The organism is Chryseobacterium sp. G0162, assembly GCF_003815715.1.
Lineage (GTDB): Bacteria > Bacteroidota > Bacteroidia > Flavobacteriales > Weeksellaceae > Chryseobacterium.
Genome location: NZ_CP033922.1, coordinates 690,236 through 705,188, shown reverse-complemented (window position 1 = coordinate 705,188; position 14,953 = coordinate 690,236). Strand labels below are relative to the sequence as shown.

18 protein-coding genes and 1 riboswitch are annotated in these 14,953 nt (G+C 35.2%); of the genes, 9 read left to right on the top strand and 9 right to left on the bottom strand.

The genetic code is table 11. From position 1 onward, the window contains the following. Nucleotides 1-8 precede the first annotated feature (8 nt). From EG344_RS03335 to EG344_RS03325, 3 genes are all read left to right on the top strand, one after another. Nucleotides 9-1,250 (top strand): MFS transporter, encoded by a 1,242-nt coding sequence (locus EG344_RS03335; protein WP_123908275.1) that lies wholly within the window; start codon nt 9-11, stop codon nt 1,248-1,250. Between the two features lie 139 nt (nt 1,251-1,389). Then, on the top strand, nt 1,390-1,575 hold the full coding sequence (locus tag EG344_RS03330; RefSeq protein ID WP_123908274.1) for a hypothetical protein: 186 nt from the start codon (nt 1,390-1,392) through the stop codon (nt 1,573-1,575). 358 nt (nt 1,576-1,933) lie between these two features. After that, on the top strand, nt 1,934-2,116 hold the full coding sequence (locus tag EG344_RS03325; protein WP_123908273.1) for a hypothetical protein: 183 nt from the start codon (nt 1,934-1,936) through the stop codon (nt 2,114-2,116). A 77-nt stretch (nt 2,117-2,193) separates the two neighbouring features. Here EG344_RS03325 and EG344_RS03320 read toward each other — a convergent pair whose 3' ends face one another. The 5 genes from EG344_RS03320 to EG344_RS03300 all read right to left on the bottom strand — a co-directional run bounded on the left by EG344_RS03320 (nt 2,194) and on the right by EG344_RS03300 (nt 7,682). Further along, on the bottom strand, nt 2,194-3,129 hold the full coding sequence (locus tag EG344_RS03320) for a YeiH family protein (RefSeq protein ID WP_123908272.1): 936 nt from the start codon (nt 3,127-3,129) through the stop codon (nt 2,194-2,196). Between the two features lie 284 nt (nt 3,130-3,413). Beyond that, complete coding sequence (locus EG344_RS03315) at nt 3,414-4,289, bottom strand: LysR family transcriptional regulator (protein WP_123908271.1); 876 nt, start codon at nt 4,287-4,289, stop codon at nt 3,414-3,416. 283 nt (nt 4,290-4,572) lie between these two features. Then, nucleotides 4,573-5,880 carry a voltage-gated chloride channel family protein gene (locus EG344_RS03310; protein ID WP_185145584.1) on the bottom strand — a complete coding sequence of 436 codons (1,308 nt, stop codon included), beginning with the start codon at nt 5,878-5,880 and terminating at the stop codon, nt 4,573-4,575. A 31-nt stretch (nt 5,881-5,911) separates the two neighbouring features. Further along, a riboswitch (Fluoride riboswitch) is annotated at nt 5,912-5,979 on the bottom strand. A 226-nt stretch (nt 5,980-6,205) separates the two neighbouring features. After that, nucleotides 6,206-7,045, bottom strand: coding sequence for a GLPGLI family protein (locus EG344_RS03305; RefSeq protein WP_123908270.1), 840 nt, complete (start codon nt 7,043-7,045; stop codon nt 6,206-6,208). Nucleotides 7,046-7,214: 169 nt separating this feature from the next. Beyond that, complete coding sequence (locus tag EG344_RS03300; protein WP_115971082.1) at nt 7,215-7,682, bottom strand: acyl-CoA thioesterase; 468 nt, start codon at nt 7,680-7,682, stop codon at nt 7,215-7,217. 118 nt (nt 7,683-7,800) lie between these two features. Between EG344_RS03300 and EG344_RS03295 the strand changes: the two genes are divergently transcribed. From EG344_RS03295 to EG344_RS03285, 3 genes are all read left to right on the top strand, one after another. Further along, complete coding sequence (locus EG344_RS03295; protein ID WP_123908269.1) at nt 7,801-8,157, top strand: arsenate reductase family protein; 357 nt, start codon at nt 7,801-7,803, stop codon at nt 8,155-8,157. Beyond that, complete coding sequence (locus EG344_RS03290; RefSeq protein WP_123908268.1) at nt 8,154-8,501, top strand: hypothetical protein; 348 nt, start codon at nt 8,154-8,156, stop codon at nt 8,499-8,501. The genes EG344_RS03295 and EG344_RS03290 overlap by 4 nt, the downstream gene beginning before the upstream one ends. Nucleotides 8,502-8,580: 79 nt before the next feature. After that, nucleotides 8,581-8,769: a hypothetical protein gene (locus EG344_RS03285; RefSeq protein ID WP_123860121.1), complete on the top strand. Its 189-nt coding sequence runs from the start codon at nt 8,581-8,583 to the stop codon at nt 8,767-8,769. 53 nt (nt 8,770-8,822) lie between these two features. On the opposite strand, the gene gcvT is transcribed toward EG344_RS03285, so the two are convergent. From gcvT to idi, 3 genes are read right to left on the bottom strand one after another with little or no spacing between them, the layout of a single operon-like run. Then, nucleotides 8,823-9,899, bottom strand: a complete 1,077-nt coding sequence (gcvT, locus tag EG344_RS03280; protein ID WP_123908267.1) for a glycine cleavage system aminomethyltransferase GcvT — start codon at nt 9,897-9,899, stop codon at nt 8,823-8,825. A gap of 9 nt (nt 9,900-9,908) precedes the next feature. Next, nucleotides 9,909-10,379: a hypothetical protein gene (locus tag EG344_RS03275; protein ID WP_123908266.1), complete on the bottom strand. Its 471-nt coding sequence runs from the start codon at nt 10,377-10,379 to the stop codon at nt 9,909-9,911. A 2-nt stretch (nt 10,380-10,381) separates the two neighbouring features. Beyond that, nucleotides 10,382-10,891, bottom strand: coding sequence for an isopentenyl-diphosphate Delta-isomerase (gene idi / locus EG344_RS03270; protein ID WP_123908265.1), 510 nt, complete (start codon nt 10,889-10,891; stop codon nt 10,382-10,384). A 314-nt stretch (nt 10,892-11,205) separates the two neighbouring features. Between idi and EG344_RS03265 the strand changes: the two genes are divergently transcribed. Further along, nucleotides 11,206-11,616, top strand: a complete 411-nt coding sequence (locus EG344_RS03265) for a phosphoheptose isomerase (RefSeq protein WP_123908264.1) — start codon at nt 11,206-11,208, stop codon at nt 11,614-11,616. Nucleotides 11,617-11,701: 85 nt separating this feature from the next. Beyond that, entirely contained in the window at nt 11,702-12,661 is a 960-nt protein-coding gene (locus tag EG344_RS03260) for a D-2-hydroxyacid dehydrogenase (protein WP_123908263.1), read from the top strand. Between the two features lie 75 nt (nt 12,662-12,736). Here the strand turns inward: EG344_RS03260 and mscL are convergent, their stop codons facing one another. Next, nucleotides 12,737-13,117, bottom strand: coding sequence for a large conductance mechanosensitive channel protein MscL (gene mscL, locus EG344_RS03255; protein ID WP_123908262.1), 381 nt, complete (start codon nt 13,115-13,117; stop codon nt 12,737-12,739). Between the two features lie 249 nt (nt 13,118-13,366). Between mscL and EG344_RS03250 the strand changes: the two genes are divergently transcribed. Then, nucleotides 13,367-14,884, top strand: coding sequence for an NAD(P)H-hydrate dehydratase (locus EG344_RS03250; protein WP_123908261.1), 1,518 nt, complete (start codon nt 13,367-13,369; stop codon nt 14,882-14,884). Nucleotides 14,885-14,953 lie beyond the last annotated feature (69 nt).

The following is a 14,953-nucleotide window of genomic DNA, read 5'->3' as shown; positions in this document are numbered from 1 at the left end:
ACTTAACAATGCAAGAATTATCTCTGTCTTCAAAATTGAAGTACATTTTCTCTATTCCCGTTATTATTTCAGCCCTTGGCTATTTCGTAGATATCTATGACCTGCTCCTGTTTGGAATTGTAAGAATTCCCAGTTTAAAAGCATTAGGACTGAATCCCGATGCCGACGGAACTTTTATCCTGAACTGTCAGATGGTAGGGCTTCTCATCGGAGGAGTATTCTGGGGAGTCTTTGGAGATAAAAAAGGAAGGCTTTCCGTGCTCTTTGGATCTATTCTGGTTTATTCCCTGGCAAATATTGCCTGTGGTTTTTTACCTTATTTTCCAAAAGAGCATTTAGTATATCAATATGCAGCTTTAAGGTTTATTGCAGGAATAGGTCTTGCTGGAGAGCTTGGAGCCGGAATTACCCTGGTTTCTGAGAGTCTGCCGAAGAATTTAAGAGCAATAGGAACCTCTGTGGTTGCTGGTTTTGGATTAATGGGAGCGGTTGTGGCTCAATTAACGGTAGAATTAGCGGGAGGCTGGAATATCTCTTACATCATTGGCGGAATAATGGGAATTCTGCTGTTATTACTGAGAATAAGTGTTTCAGAATCCGGAATCTATAAAAATATTGAACATAAAAGCGTTTCTAAAGGCAATTTTCTGTCTTTTTTTACCCATAAAGATAGGTTGATACGATACTTGAAATGTATTGCTGTGGGATTGCCTACGTGGTATTGTATAGGGATTCTGGCTGTTTTAGCCAATCAATTTGCGCCTGAATTCGGAATTGAGGATCTTAACCCTGGAAAAGCAATTATGTGGGCTTATGTAGGTATTTCCGTTGGTGATCTGATGAGCGGTTTTATTTCGCATGCTTTGAAATCGCGTAAGATGGCCATATTTTATATGCTGCTTTTCACTTTGGTTGGGGTAGGGATTATGCTGTTTGGAAATACCAATACGGAGACAAAGTACTACTTATTTTGTGTATGGCTGGGCTTTGGTACCGGATATTGGGCGATGTTTGTTACGCTGGCAGCAGAACAGTTTGGAACCAATATCAGAAATACAGCAACCACTACTGTTCCGAATATGGTAAGAGGATTGGTTCCTGTAATGATTTTGGCTTTTGATTCTCTTAAAGGTAATTTTTCAGTAGTGGGAAGTGCTGCGATTGTAGGGCTGGTAGTATTTGGATTGGCATTTTATTCTTCATTGACGATCTCAGAAACTCATGACAGAGATCTTGAGTTCACTGAATAATATGATAGACAGTTTTTTATCTGTTTTTAAATATGTGAAATTGAGTTAATTAACATTTTTTTATGTCTTGAATAACTTTTATTTATTTAATTTTAAAAACGAACTAACAAAATATATGTCTAATTAAAATCAAATCATCATGTCACAAAACATTTTTAAAAATGCTAAAAAGCTGGAAAGACATACTCTTAAAGATATTGTAGGAGGTGTTGGCGGTGCAATTACTCCAGATCTTTCAAAATGTGGCTGTAGCTGCACAGGTGCAGTGACGGGCCCGTCGTATTGTATAGAATATAAAAGATGTTTGCAGGTCATGACCTGTTAAATGAAAACATTATCATTGATTAAAAAACCTTTTGAGAAATCGAAAGGTTTTTATTTTTTATTAAAATTTAAGAATAGGTAAGGTTGCAGACATTTATTAAAATCACCAATTTCTTATATTAGTTTTATTCAAATTCATTTTTACTTGCTATTAAAGCTTATTTCGGAAGCTTTATATTGACCATTATATTTAACTTGTTTAATAAATAGAGATGGATTTTTATGTTTTTTAATATATTAATTTATTTGTAATCAGTCTTTTATTTAAAAAATTAATAAAATAGGTTGCATGTGATTAATATTTGTTTAACTTTGGAATGTAACTAAAACTATATTGTTTAATCAAAAAACTAAATCACATGAACATTATTAAAAATGCTAAAAAGCTAAAAAAACAAAATCTTAAAAATATTACAGGAGGAGTAAGCGGAAAACCAGATTTATCTCTTTGTGGGTGTAGTTGTTCAGGTGCTGTAACAGGCCCGGATTATTGCTCAATATATATGGGCTGTCTGCAGGTTTATACTTGCGGAGAGGTTTAAGAAATTGTTATGAATGAATAAACATTTCCACATTTAATAGGCAGCACCCTTCTGATTTCAGAAGGGTGCTGCTGCTTTTAATGAATAATATATAGCAGGCTTCCAATACTAATAGTTACCCAAAGCAGTACAGCTGTAAACAGAGGCTTAAAACCTATCGTTTTCAAAGTTTGAATGGAAAGAGTAGAACCGATAAAAAATAAAGTCAGATTCAGCCCGGATTTAGCAAAAGAGGTAATAATAGTACTGAATTGATCCATAACGGGAAAATAAGTATTTAGCAGAATAGCCAAAATGAAATAACCAATAAACCATGGAATTTTAATTTTTGAATCTTTGCTTTTAAAAATGAACATGGTAATCAGAGAAACCGGAATAATCCATAAAGCACGGGCTAATTTAACCGTAGTTGCAATTTTTAGAGCCTCATTACCATATTTACTGGCTGCTCCTACCACAGAACTTGTATCATGAATTCCTACTGCACACCATAATCCGAACTGTTCCTGGGAAAGATGCAAAAGATGTCCAACAGCAGGATAAACAAACAATGCAATAGAGTTCAATGTAAAAACAATAGCCAATGCCAAAGAAATTTGCTTTGTGCTGGGTTTGATGATAGGAGCAACCGCAGCAATGGCACTTCCTCCGCAGATGGCAGTTCCGGCAGACAGGAGATAGGATAATGGTCTTTCAAGTTTAAAGATTTTTCCTAGAAAATATCCCAGGATCATTACACTGATAATACTTACTACAGTTAACATCAATCCTGTTTTTCCGGCATGAAGCGCTTCATCCAGTTTTAATCCAAAACCTAATCCGACAATAGAGATCTGTAACAACAGATGAATATAGTGATGCAAATGTTTTTCAAATGGATTTCCCATAAAAACAGCCAGGGCAAAGCCTAATGCGAGAGCAATGGGAGAAGAAACTAATGGAGTCAGGCATAAAACCGCCATTCCAATAAAAATTACTTTTCGTGTTGTTTCATTGAGAATGAAATCTTTCATATAGCGAACTTTTTAAATCTGGTTCAAAATTCGGCAATATGTTATTATAAAGTAAATTGTATTTTGTTATGTTGGATAACTATAAGTTATAAAGTAAAAAGTATTGTCGTTAAAGGACAATTATCCATGCAGATATCAAAATCAATAGGGATAGGCTTTAACTCATCTAAAAAATTAATCTATTCATTGGCTTTAGCCAAAACCAAAAAAAATAATGTGGTCAACATACCACAAATAATAGTTTTTTGTCATGGATAGATCTTTCTGTGTATAGGACAGGCAATTTACTCTGCAAACCTTAAAAACAACTCGATCAACTCAGACTGTTCTCCTTTAGGCAGAATAAAATGAAAATCTCTTTCAATGCTGAAATTTTTTATGTCAATAACCGTAAGAATATTATTTTTCAACTCATTCAGAATGGTGCTGATGGAAAGAAAAGCCATACAGTCCGAATGAAGAAGATAATTTTTGATACTTTCGCTGCTTCCCAATTGGATAACGGTATTCAGTTCATTGATGTTAATTTCTTTTTCCTTTAACCGATTTTGTATGAATTCAAGAGTTCCCGAACCTTGCTCACGGAAAATAAGATTAAGCTGATAAAGGTCTTTAATATTTAGTGTTTTATGGGCTAAAGGATGATCTGACTTGGCAGCGAGAACAATTTCATCAGGTTTAAAGGTCTTATAGTCAAAATATGAAGACTGTGATTCTCCTTCAATGATACCCAGATCAATTTTTTCTTCTTTTAAAAGAGCAGAAATGGCTTCTGTATTTCCGGTCAGAAGTTCTATTTTAATGTCTTTATAGTAGGCATTAAATTTAGCAAGGATTTCAGGTAGGATGTATTGGGCAACAGAGGTACTGGCTCCAATAATCAGTTTTCCCTTATGCTGTTGATTGATCTGGCTGATCTCAAATTCCAGATCACGGTAGATGTTTCTGATTTTTTCAGCATATTCAAACAGGATTTTGCCGCTTTGTGTTAACTGTATAGAAGTTCCTTTTCTGTCAAATAATTTGGTGCTCAGCTGAACTTCAATTTCTTTGATGTGTTTTGTAACGGCCGGCTGTGAAATATGAAGCTCCTCAGAAGCTTTGGTAAAACTCAGTCTGGAAGCTACGGTATGGAAAACTTTTAACCTGTAATCGAACATAGTGCAAAAGTACGGATTATAGTTGTATTTCGAATAGCAGTGCTTGAGAATGGAAGAGGATTAGGAGAGATTCGAGATGCGGATTTCGTGGTCCGTGATTTGGGTTAATGACGAAGAAGAGATTGAACGTTTGGAGTATTTATATTATATATGAAAACCAGATTTGCCAATCAATTTTTAATTTTAACATTATCCTAAAAGGAATAAAATTCGATGGAGAATCATTTCTTAAGTGGAGAAGAGACCAGATTTTTTTGAATGTTTGTCGAGGTGGTTTACCATCTTAAAGAAAATCCGAAATAGACCTATTCTGCATGTTCTCATATCTTCTGTTTTTAGCTTCACCAATCTTTTGTCTAGTGTAAATACTATTATGTCCTGAAAGAAGGTAAGAAACCACACATGCAATGGCAATATATACACCACATTCAGCTCCAAATAATTCAATTCCCATAAGCATACAGGCTAATGGCGTATTGGTAGCTCCGGCAAATACGGCAACAAACCCCATTCCTGCTAATAAACCAAATGGCAGTGGGATAAATAGGGATAATGCACTCCCTAATGTAGCTCCGATAAAGAACAATGGAGTAACTTCACCTCCTTTGAATCCTGCAGAAAGAGTAATGATGGTAAAAGCCATTTTTAAGGCAAAATCATACAACGGAAGCTGCTTTTCAAAAGACTCGAGAATTACAGGAATTCCAAGACCGATATACCGTGTTGTCCCCATGAGCAAAACAGCCAGAGCGATAATAATTCCGCCAACAACCGGGCGAAAAGGGGGGGATTTAATTTTTAATTTAAAAAGAGAACCGGTCCAATGAATAATTTTACTGAATGCCGCAGCACAAATTCCAAAAGCAATTCCAGCTAAAATACTGTATATAATTGGTAGAAACTCTAGTTTGGGGATAAAGTCAATATGATAATGAGTGTGTTTTACATTCCATAGATTGGTAGCCCAATCTGCGAGTATGGCTGATGCAAATGCTGGAAATAGGGCATTGTATCTTATTCTTCCAACCAGAAAAACCTCAAGTCCGAAAACAGCTCCAGCCAAAGGAGTTCCGAAAACAGAGCCAAAGCCGGCAGCAATGGCAGAAATAATTAATATTCTTCTTTCGTTTTTATCGAGCTTAAATGGTTGGGTAAGCTGATCTGCAATAGCCCCGGCCATCTGAAGGGCTGTTCCCTCACGACCTGCTGAACCTCCAAAAAAGTGAGTAGCAATAGTTCCCAAATAAACAAAAGGAGCCATTTTGAACGGAATAATCCCTTTCGGATCATGAATATTGTCGATCAGAAGATTATTTCCGGCTTCTACCTCTTTCCCCCAGTAATAATATAAAAGGCCAATTAAAAAACCAGCAACAGGAAGTAAAGCAATCAGCCATACATGGTTTTCCCTGAAGCGGGTAGCCCATTCTAATGATTGTAAAAATCCTGCCGAAGCACTTCCTACCAAGGATCCAATAATAAGGCTGATAGCCAGCCATTTAAAAATATAAGGGATCGCCGGAAATTTTCTGAAGAAAAACTGAGTATGAAAAGCTGCTTTTTTACCAAGTGTTCGTTGATTTTTTGACATAATAATCCTGATTAGTTATTTGTTAATAATCTCTCAATCAGGCGTCATCAGCTTTTGTAAAGCGGTTGGGTAAGGAAGAACACCATTTCCTTTTGATGTTACAAAGATATAAATTATGATTAAAAGTAAAAAGTAAAAAGTAAAAAGTAAAAAGTAATATCGTTAAACAACAGCTGGCCATGCGGGTAACATCAATAGAGGTGGGCTTTAGCCTGCCTTACAATAAATAACAACTCCATTTGGCTTTAGCCAAAACTTAAAAAACATCACATCACTTTCATCAGAAGATTCAATCGAAATCTAAAAGAATTGGTAATATTTATATTTAGTAAATAGGATAATGCATCGCCTTATCGATCTCAATAGGGTTATTATATTTTCTGATAACCTCCTGCATACTCTTGGTTTGAGTATTCAGCTCATCTACATTATGAATTTCTTTTCCGTTGATGTTAATTTTCAGATCATTATTAGATTTGCTGAAATTATTTCTTTCAAAGGCGAAAGGATCATTGTAAAATTCCATAATCAGCTTATATTTTTGCTTTTCATTGATAGGGATGGCTTTGTTTCCGAAATTGGATTCCAGAAAATCTGCAGTAGAGTAGTTTTCCGTAAGTTTTTTGCTTTTGACAAGAGTATAAATGAAATTTTTCTTAGCATCTGATAATTCAAAGATCAAACCAGGTAATCCACGAAGTTTAAAAGGGCCCTCATTAAATGGAATCTCTTTACAAAACCACGCGGTCCAGTTTCTTCCTCCAAACTTTGTGGTTGCTTTTTGTAAGGTGTAATTTTCTATCTTTTTAGTTTCATCAGCAATCAACCAATTGATTTTATCTGTCGTTTTAAATGAATAGTACCCATTTTTAATGTTGATATAATTTTCATTATCAAAAGAATTGATCTTTCTTTTCACTACTTGACCTGTCATATCAGTATAGCTGGAATTCATTCCGAATTTTTTATTCAGAGAATCCGTAGTGGCGAGACCTTTCCCATAGAATTTTACTTCTTTCGGTGTAATATCCAGAATCATATTCAGCTTTTCATAACCTATTTCCGTAGAATCCATCTTATATTGAAGTTCATAAATAAACCTGTGGGTCTGTGCCTGGGTAAAACCTGTCAATAGGATGACTACAATGGTAAGGATATTTTTCATATTATGGCTGGAATAGGTTGATACTAAATTAGATAATCCTAATTTATTGTACAATAAAATAATATGAAAAGTAGATTTGGGACTTCTGTTTTAATTTTGAGGTGTATTTTTTCAATCAATAATCATCACGGCTAAAATCCGCACCTCTTATGCTTAAATCTTTCAGCTCTTATAAAAACGGCTTCATCTCATCTTCAATCTGCGTTCTCAATTCCATCAGACGCTTGGCGTATTGTTCTTTTTGTTTGTCTTCTTCCGTTTCAGGAATCCATTTGGGAACTGGAAGCTTTTTACCATTTTCATCTACAGCAACAAAAACAATGATGCAGTGAGTTTTTTTATCAAAAGTAGGCTGTTTTAGATTTCGGGAAAAGACGTTGATAGAAATATGCATGCTTGAACTTCCCGTATAGATAACCTGCGCATCTACTTTTACCACTTCACCAATTTTAATAGGTTCATAAAACCGGATTCCTCCAACATATACTGTCACCGAATAATTTCCACTCCAGGTAGTAGCACACGCATAGCCTGCCTGATCAATCCATTTCATAACGCTTCCGCCGTGTACATTTCCACCGTAATTGACATCTGATGGCTCCGAAATAAATTGAAAAGTAATAGGTTTGTTCTGCATCTTTATAAAATTTGAATAAAGTTATTTAATAATTTCGAAAGTTTTAGATTAAATCCTACTTTTGAAAGACGAAATAATAATGAAGTAGAATTTTAACAAATAACAGACAAGAATAACAATGAAGAAAGTATTTTATCTGAATACGTGCGATACCTGCAGAAAAATTTTAGCACAATTTGATCTTACAGACTGGGAGCTACGTGAGATTAAAAAACAACCTATTACCAAAGAAGAATTAACAGAAATGCATAAACTGACGAAGTCTTATGAAGCTTTGTTTAGCAAAAAATCTACTCAGATCAAGTTGAGAGGTTTAGACGTAAAGTCTTTGGGTGAAAAAGATTTTAAAGAATTGTTACTGGATCACTATACTTTCTTAAAACGCCCTGTCTTTATGACGGATAAGGATATTTTTGTAGGAAACGATAAAAATAATGTAGAGGCTTTAAGAACATTCTTTGGCGTGAGTGAATGAAATTCCTGATTTCCATATTGCTTTGTTTTGCCATCAACTTACAAGGGCAGATCGTTTATAGGACTCCTTCAGGCTCAAAGTTTCATAGCTCATCATGCAGAATGGTAAAAAATGTTTCTTCCAGCCTTCCTTTAAACAAAGCATTGGAAATAGGACTTCAACCCTGTAAAATATGTAATCCGGGTACTGCATCATCTGTGTATGGCATGGTTTCTCACCCTAAAAAGACCAGTGGAATCAATAAAGGAAACCAATGTCTGGGGATAACAAAGGCAGGGACAAGATGTAAACATTATACCCGTATCGGAAATGATTATTGCTTTCAGCACTTTCCGAAAAACTAAGTTTATCTATGATTTGTGATTTATTTTTAATGAGTTAATTATTAAATAGTTAACTTTATAATGACTAAAAAATAAAATCATGACAAAAAACTTTTTACAAACGAGAAATCTTAACAGATCAGCGTTAAAAGAAATTATCGGTGGAGTAAGACCTCCTTTGGTTAATTGTTTCACCTTATGTGGACCCGCTGGAGGCGTACTTTCTAATACACCCGGAGTAGGAGATGCCTGTAGTCCGGACAGAAAGGTCTGCTGTATCTGCTATTAAAAATAAAAGAGGCCGGAAATACTTCCAGCCTCTTTTTATATTGTTAAAAAACCTTATACAAAAGGAGCTTTCACCACTTTTGCAGGAATGTTTTTATTTCTTACCTGGATAAAGATCTCAGAACCTAATTTAAAATGAGGCTTGTCTACATAAGCAAGACCTAACCCTATTTTCTTCATCGGAGACTGAGTTCCGGAAGTTACTTTTCCAATTACATTTCCTTCTGCATCTACAACAGGGTAGTCGTGTCTTGGAACTCCCTTGTCCGTTAATTCAAAAGCTACTAATTTTCTGGTAACACCTTCCTCTTTCTGTTTTGCGAAAACTTCTTTAGAAACGAATTCTTTATCAAATTTAGTGATCCATCCAAGACCTGCTTCAATTGGAGAAGTTGTATCGTCGATATCATTTCCGTAAAGACAGAATCCTTTTTCAAGTCTTAAAGTATCTCTGGCAGCCAAACCGCAAGGAACAATTCCTTCAGCTTCACCAGCCTTCATTACTTCATCCCAAAGCTTTTCTGCGTTTTCATTTTTGAAATAGATCTCAAAACCTCCGCTTCCTGTGTATCCTGTATTAGAAATAATAACATCATTTACTCCCGCAACACTTCCTACAGTAAAATTATAGTAAGGAATTTCAGAAAGGTTTACATCAGTAAGTTTTTGAAGAATTTCAGTCGCTTTAGGACCTTGAACTGCTAACAATGACATGTCATCAGAAGCGTTGGTCATTTTTGCTCCGAAAGTATTGTATTTTGAAATATGGTTCCAGTCTTTGTCAATATTGGAAGCGTTTACAACTACAAAGTATTTGTCATCCTCCATTTTGTAAACGATAAGGTCGTCTACGATTCCTCCGTTTTCGTTGGGAAGACATGAGTACTGAGCTTTTCCGTTTTCAAGAGTATCTACATTGTTAGTGGTCACAAATTGCAAAAGATCTTTAGATCCCGGACCTTCGATGAAAAACTGTCCCATGTGGGAAACATCAAATAATCCTGCTTTTTCTCTTACTGCAAAATGCTCTTCTGTTACTCCTGAATATTGTACAGGCATTTCAAAACCTGCGAAAGGTACGATCTTAGCTCCTAATGAAACATGTTTGTCGTACAAAGCTGTTTTCTTCATATTTAATTTTTATTTCTTTATTTTAAAACTGTTAAAAGTCTCATTAAATAGGGTCATATAGTTTCCGTTCCAGAATTTCTGGCCACAGTTAATGGTTACCAGATACAAATCTTTATCTTTTTGAAAAGCTCTTGTAATCCAGAAAAGTTTTTCTTTTTCATCAAAATATTCATAGAAATACTCTGTATATCCTTTTTTACCTCTGTTTTCCTTTACCTTTTTTTCTTCATCCTGAGATTTGTAAAGTGCCAGGATGAATTTTTTCGTTTCAGCCTTGGGAAGGTTTAGGTCGTGGTACTCAGAAATAGTAATCGCTCCGATCTCACTCGTAGGGAAAATATTGATGATATCACTGTCATTGGTTGATCTCCAGCCTTCAGGAACGTTGATAGAGTAGTTGGCACTATCATAAGTTGTTGCTTTTTGGGCAAAAAATAAACTTCCAGATAGGATGGCGGTTAAGAAAAGAATTTTTTTCATCGTTAAAAATGGTGTTTATATTCTTCGAGAATGATTTTGAACCATTCTGTAAAGTGTTCAGGATTTTCAGAAATTTCTTGATCCAAATCTTCGGGGGAAATAAATCTTACTTCTTCCACTTCCTCTTTGTTCAGATTAAAGTCTGATTCATAATTTCCTACAAAAACATAGTCAAGTTCATGTTCCCAAAGGTCACCTCCTACATCTGCTTTGTAAATAAAATTGAATTTTTCCGAAAGGTCAGCCTCAATTCCCAATTCTTCTTTTAATCTTCTTTGGGCTCCGGCCAGATAAGTTTCCCCAATTCTGGGGTGAGAACAGACAGCATTGGTCCATTGATTGGGAGAATGGTACTTTCCTGATGCTCTTTTCTGAAGAAGCATTTCGCCTTTCGAATTGAACAGGAATACAGAAAAAGCACGGTGTAACAGGCCATTAACGTGAGCTTGCTGTTTTTCCATCAAGCCCAAAACCACATCATCAGGATTTACTAAAACTACTAATTCTTCCATTTCTACAAATGTAAGTGTAATTAATGTATTTTGGAAATTTTTAGGAAAACATTATATCTTTTGAATGGAGAGGAAAGAAAATAAAAAAGCAATTTAAAATTTATGGTAAGATTCATTAACCCCCAAATATTCTCTATTTCGATAGCTAAATTAGATTTTAAAAAGAAAAATTTTAATCATAAAGCATTAAAAGATGAATAAAATGTTTATATTATTTGTTAAATAACGATTTTTATAGTAAATTTTTAACATAAACTAAGATTAATACATCTGGTAGGTATAAAAGCCTTAACTTTGTTACACAAATTTTCGTGATGGAATTAGAATACGTAGAGCATATCAGTCCTATTCTCAAGGATGGAGTTAAAAATTACTTAATCGATATAGACGGAACTATTACAGATGATGTTCCTAATGAAGAACCGGAAAGAATGGTTACCTGTGAACCATACCCTGACGCGTTGAAAACAATTAATAAATGGTATGATGAAGGGCATCAGATCTGTTTCTTTACCTCAAGAACCGAAAACCTGAAGCAAATCACAATCGATTGGCTGGATAAACATGGGTTCAAGTACCACAGTGTACTTTGTGGAAAGCCAAGAGGAGGTAATTATCACTGGATTGATAATCATTTGGTACGAGCTACGAGATACAAGGGAAGATTTACTGATCTGGTAGAAAAGCAAGTAACCATAGAAGTTTTCAAAGAAGACGAAGAATAAATTAATATAAAGAAAGATTTAAAAATTGAATGGAGTGTATCCTTTAATTTTTAAATCTTTCTACTTTTAAAACATAGTTGTATTTATGAAAGTTTTAGCTAATGACGGCCTGGACCAATCTGGAATTGATGCATTAACAGAAAAAGGATTCGAGGTGATTACTACAAAAGTTCCACAGGAATTTTTAGTAGATTATATTAACGAGCACCAAGTTCGTACTTTATTGGTAAGAAGTGCTACACAGGTGAGAAAAGATATTATTGACGGTTGCCCATCGCTCGAAATCATTGGAAGAGGGGGTGTAGGAATGGATAATATTGATGTAGATTATGCAAGAGAAAAAGGAATCCATGTCATCAACACGCCGGCGGCTTCTTCGGAATCAGTGGCTGAACTTGTTTTTGCCCATTTGTTTTCCGGAGCTAGATTTCTTCAGGATTCCAACAGAAAAATGCCTTTGGTAGGAGATACAGAATTTGCAGGTCTTAAAAAAGCATATGCAGCAGGAATTGAGCTAAGAGGAAAAACCATCGGAATCATTGGGATGGGAAGAATAGGCCAGGAAGTCGCAAGAATAGCTCTTGGGCTTGGGATGAGAGTGGTTGCTGCAGATAATAATGTAGGAAAAGCAAGTATCAAAGTAAAGTTCTACAACAATCAGTTCATCAATGTAGATATAGAAACGGAACCATTGCAGGAAGTTTTGAAGCATTCAGACTTTATTACACTTCATGTTCCGGCTCAGAAAGACGGATATATGATTGGTAAAAGTGAGTTTGAAATTATGAAAGATGGAGTTGCTATCGTTAACTGTTCCAGAGGAGGAGTGATTGATGAATCTGCTTTAATTGATGCTTTGGATTCCGGTAAAGTAAGATTTGCAGGACTGGATGTTTTCATCAATGAGCCAACGCCTTCTAAAGAAATTTTAAACCATTCTAAAATATCCCTGACGCCCCATACAGGTGCTTCTACGCTTGAAGCTCAGGATAGAATCGGTCTTTCTCTGGCAGATCAGATTTCCAGTATTTTACAGATCCAATAATCAGATCCATAAGATAAAAGCAAAAGCACCTTCTGCATGAAGGTGCTTTTATATTGTAAACCGTTAATGAACAGATTATATATTGTTTTTACTTTTCAGTAAATCTCTGATCTCAGCTAATAGCTTTTGATCTTCTGTAGGTCCTGCTGGAGCCGGAGCTTCTTTTTTGTTGACTTTATTAGCTCCTTTAATGATAAAGAAAAGAACCATAGCAATACACAGAAAGCTGATCACTGCAGACAGGAAGTTTCCGTAAGCCACACCATTCCAGGTTAGTTTAGCGATATTTTCTGCTCCCGCTGCTTTAAGAGCAGGGTTTAAGATCAAAGGGGTGATAACATCTTCAACCAAAGACGAAACAATTTTACCAAATGCTGCACCAATGATTACACCGACAGCAAGATCGAGAACATTTCCTTTAAAGGCAAACTCTTTAAATTCCTTAACAAATCCCATAATTTATATTTTTTTAATTAGTATACACACAAAAATATAATTAAAAAATGTAAAAAACACTACTTTTTATAGTTTTTTATTCCAAAAAGGCGGACTTTTATTCTAAATTCATATTATCTGTTTTAATAGAAATTGTAACTTTATCCTTATATTTTATCTCATTAATGGTGTCCATGTATTTTTGTTATATGGGCTTTATCATAATAAAATATCTTTTATATATAATTTATTTAATAGTCAGATGTACTTATGAAAATATTCACTGCTGAACAAATTCGAAGCTGGGACCAATTTACGATTTCTCATGAACCTATATCTTCTATTCAATTGATGGAAAGAGCTTCAACAGTTGTAGCGAATTGGATATCTGAACATTGTAAGGTTCATAGAAAGGCTGTTTTGTTTTGTGGTGATGGTAATAATGGTGGTGATGGGTTGGCAGTGGCAAGAATGCTTTATCTGAAAGGATTTGATGTAGATGTATTTGTTAATGATCCTAAAGGGAAATTCTCAGAAGATGCTTCCGTGAACCTTGAAAGATTAAGGGAAATTTCGGGCATTTCTGTTCGAAAGTTTGATGAGGTGGAGCATTATTCCCTTGATGATAACACAATTATTATTGATGCGCTTTTCGGAACAGGATTATCAAGACCTTTAGCTGATGGGTACAAAGAATTGGTAGATTGGATTAATAAAAAAGATACTATTAAAATTTCAATTGATGTTCCATCCGGACTTTCTGCTGATGTTTTTTTTGATCGTGATTCTGTGGTTTTAAAAGCCAATTATACCCTAAGTTTTCAATGTTGGAAACGAAGTTTTCTTCATCCGGAAACAGGAAGGTATACTGGAAAAGTAATTATTCTAAATATTGGACTGAGCGAAGAATATCATGAAAGAACCGAGACTGATTATTGGGTGATTGATGACTCTTTTGCGGAATCACTTTTCAATCCTAGAAATGAATTTGCCCACAAAGGAAATTATGGTAAAGCAATTATTATAGGGGGAAGTTATGGTAAGATAGGAGCCGCAGTACTGGCCACAAAATCTGTTTTGAAAACGGGTGCCGGACTTACTTTTACATTAGCTCCCCAGTGTGGATATGAGGTATTGCAAACCTCTTGCCCGGAAGCCATGTTTATAGAAGGAGGACAACAGTTGATTAACGATTTTAATATAGATAAAGAGAATACCATAGGGATAGGTCCCGGCTTGGGAACCCATGAGGATACTCAAACGGGACTTTTGAAGTTCCTGAAAGATTATCAGTCTCCATTGGTTTTGGATGCCGATGCGTTAAATATTATTTCTGAAGACCAGAGAAACCATCAGTTAATTCCAGAGAAATCAATTATCACCCCTCATCCCAAAGAATTTGAAAGGTTGTTTGGAAAAACGGAAAATTCATTTAAAAGATTGGAACTGGCAAGAGAGAAGGCTAAGGAACTTGGAATTTATATTGTATTGAAGGATCATCATACACAAATCATTACACCGGTAGGAGATGTTTATTATAACCTGACTGGAAATGCCGGATTGGCCAAAGGAGGAAGTGGTGATATTCTGACCGGGATTCTGACCTCACTTTTAGCACAAGGATATTCAGAAAAAAATACCTGTATTTTTGGAGTATGGCTACACGGAAAAGCCGCTGATTTTGCTGCTGAAAAACATTCAAAAGAGTCCATGCTTCCTACGGATGTTATTGATGAACTGGGAAATGTTTTTACTGAACTGAATAATAAGGTAGAGCGAAGTTTATGAACATAAATTAAAGCTTAAACGTAAAAAAGGCAAATCTGTAATTTACAAATTTGCCTTTTATATTTTAAA

Coding starts and splice junctions, on each gene's coding strand:
- EG344_RS03320 (WP_123908272.1), bottom strand. CDS start 3,129: ATGAAAGATTTCATTCTCAATGAAACAACACGAAAAGTAATTTTTATT.
- EG344_RS03300 (WP_115971082.1), bottom strand. CDS start 7,682: ATGCAGAACAAACCTATTACTTTTCAATTTATTTCGGAGCCATCAGAT.
- EG344_RS03265 (WP_123908264.1), top strand. CDS start 11,206: ATGGAATTAGAATACGTAGAGCATATCAGTCCTATTCTCAAGGATGGA.
- EG344_RS03330 (WP_123908274.1), top strand. CDS start 1,390: ATGTCACAAAACATTTTTAAAAATGCTAAAAAGCTGGAAAGACATACT.
- EG344_RS03275 (WP_123908266.1), bottom strand. CDS start 10,379: ATGAAAAAAATTCTTTTCTTAACCGCCATCCTATCTGGAAGTTTATTT.
- EG344_RS03295 (WP_123908269.1), top strand. CDS start 7,801: ATGAAGAAAGTATTTTATCTGAATACGTGCGATACCTGCAGAAAAATT.
- gcvT (WP_123908267.1), bottom strand. CDS start 9,899: ATGAAGAAAACAGCTTTGTACGACAAACATGTTTCATTAGGAGCTAAG.
- EG344_RS03310 (WP_185145584.1), bottom strand. CDS start 5,880: ATGTCAAAAAATCAACGAACACTTGGTAAAAAAGCAGCTTTTCATACT.
- EG344_RS03335 (WP_123908275.1), top strand. CDS start 9: ATGCAAGAATTATCTCTGTCTTCAAAATTGAAGTACATTTTCTCTATT.
- mscL (WP_123908262.1), bottom strand. CDS start 13,117: ATGGGATTTGTTAAGGAATTTAAAGAGTTTGCCTTTAAAGGAAATGTT.
- EG344_RS03260 (WP_123908263.1), top strand. CDS start 11,702: ATGAAAGTTTTAGCTAATGACGGCCTGGACCAATCTGGAATTGATGCA.
- EG344_RS03250 (WP_123908261.1), top strand. CDS start 13,367: ATGAAAATATTCACTGCTGAACAAATTCGAAGCTGGGACCAATTTACG.
- EG344_RS03285 (WP_123860121.1), top strand. CDS start 8,581: ATGACAAAAAACTTTTTACAAACGAGAAATCTTAACAGATCAGCGTTA.
- EG344_RS03290 (WP_123908268.1), top strand. CDS start 8,154: ATGAAATTCCTGATTTCCATATTGCTTTGTTTTGCCATCAACTTACAA.
- idi (WP_123908265.1), bottom strand. CDS start 10,891: ATGGAAGAATTAGTAGTTTTAGTAAATCCTGATGATGTGGTTTTGGGC.
- EG344_RS03315 (WP_123908271.1), bottom strand. CDS start 4,289: ATGTTCGATTACAGGTTAAAAGTTTTCCATACCGTAGCTTCCAGACTG.
- EG344_RS03305 (WP_123908270.1), bottom strand. CDS start 7,045: ATGAAAAATATCCTTACCATTGTAGTCATCCTATTGACAGGTTTTACC.
- EG344_RS03325 (WP_123908273.1), top strand. CDS start 1,934: ATGAACATTATTAAAAATGCTAAAAAGCTAAAAAAACAAAATCTTAAA.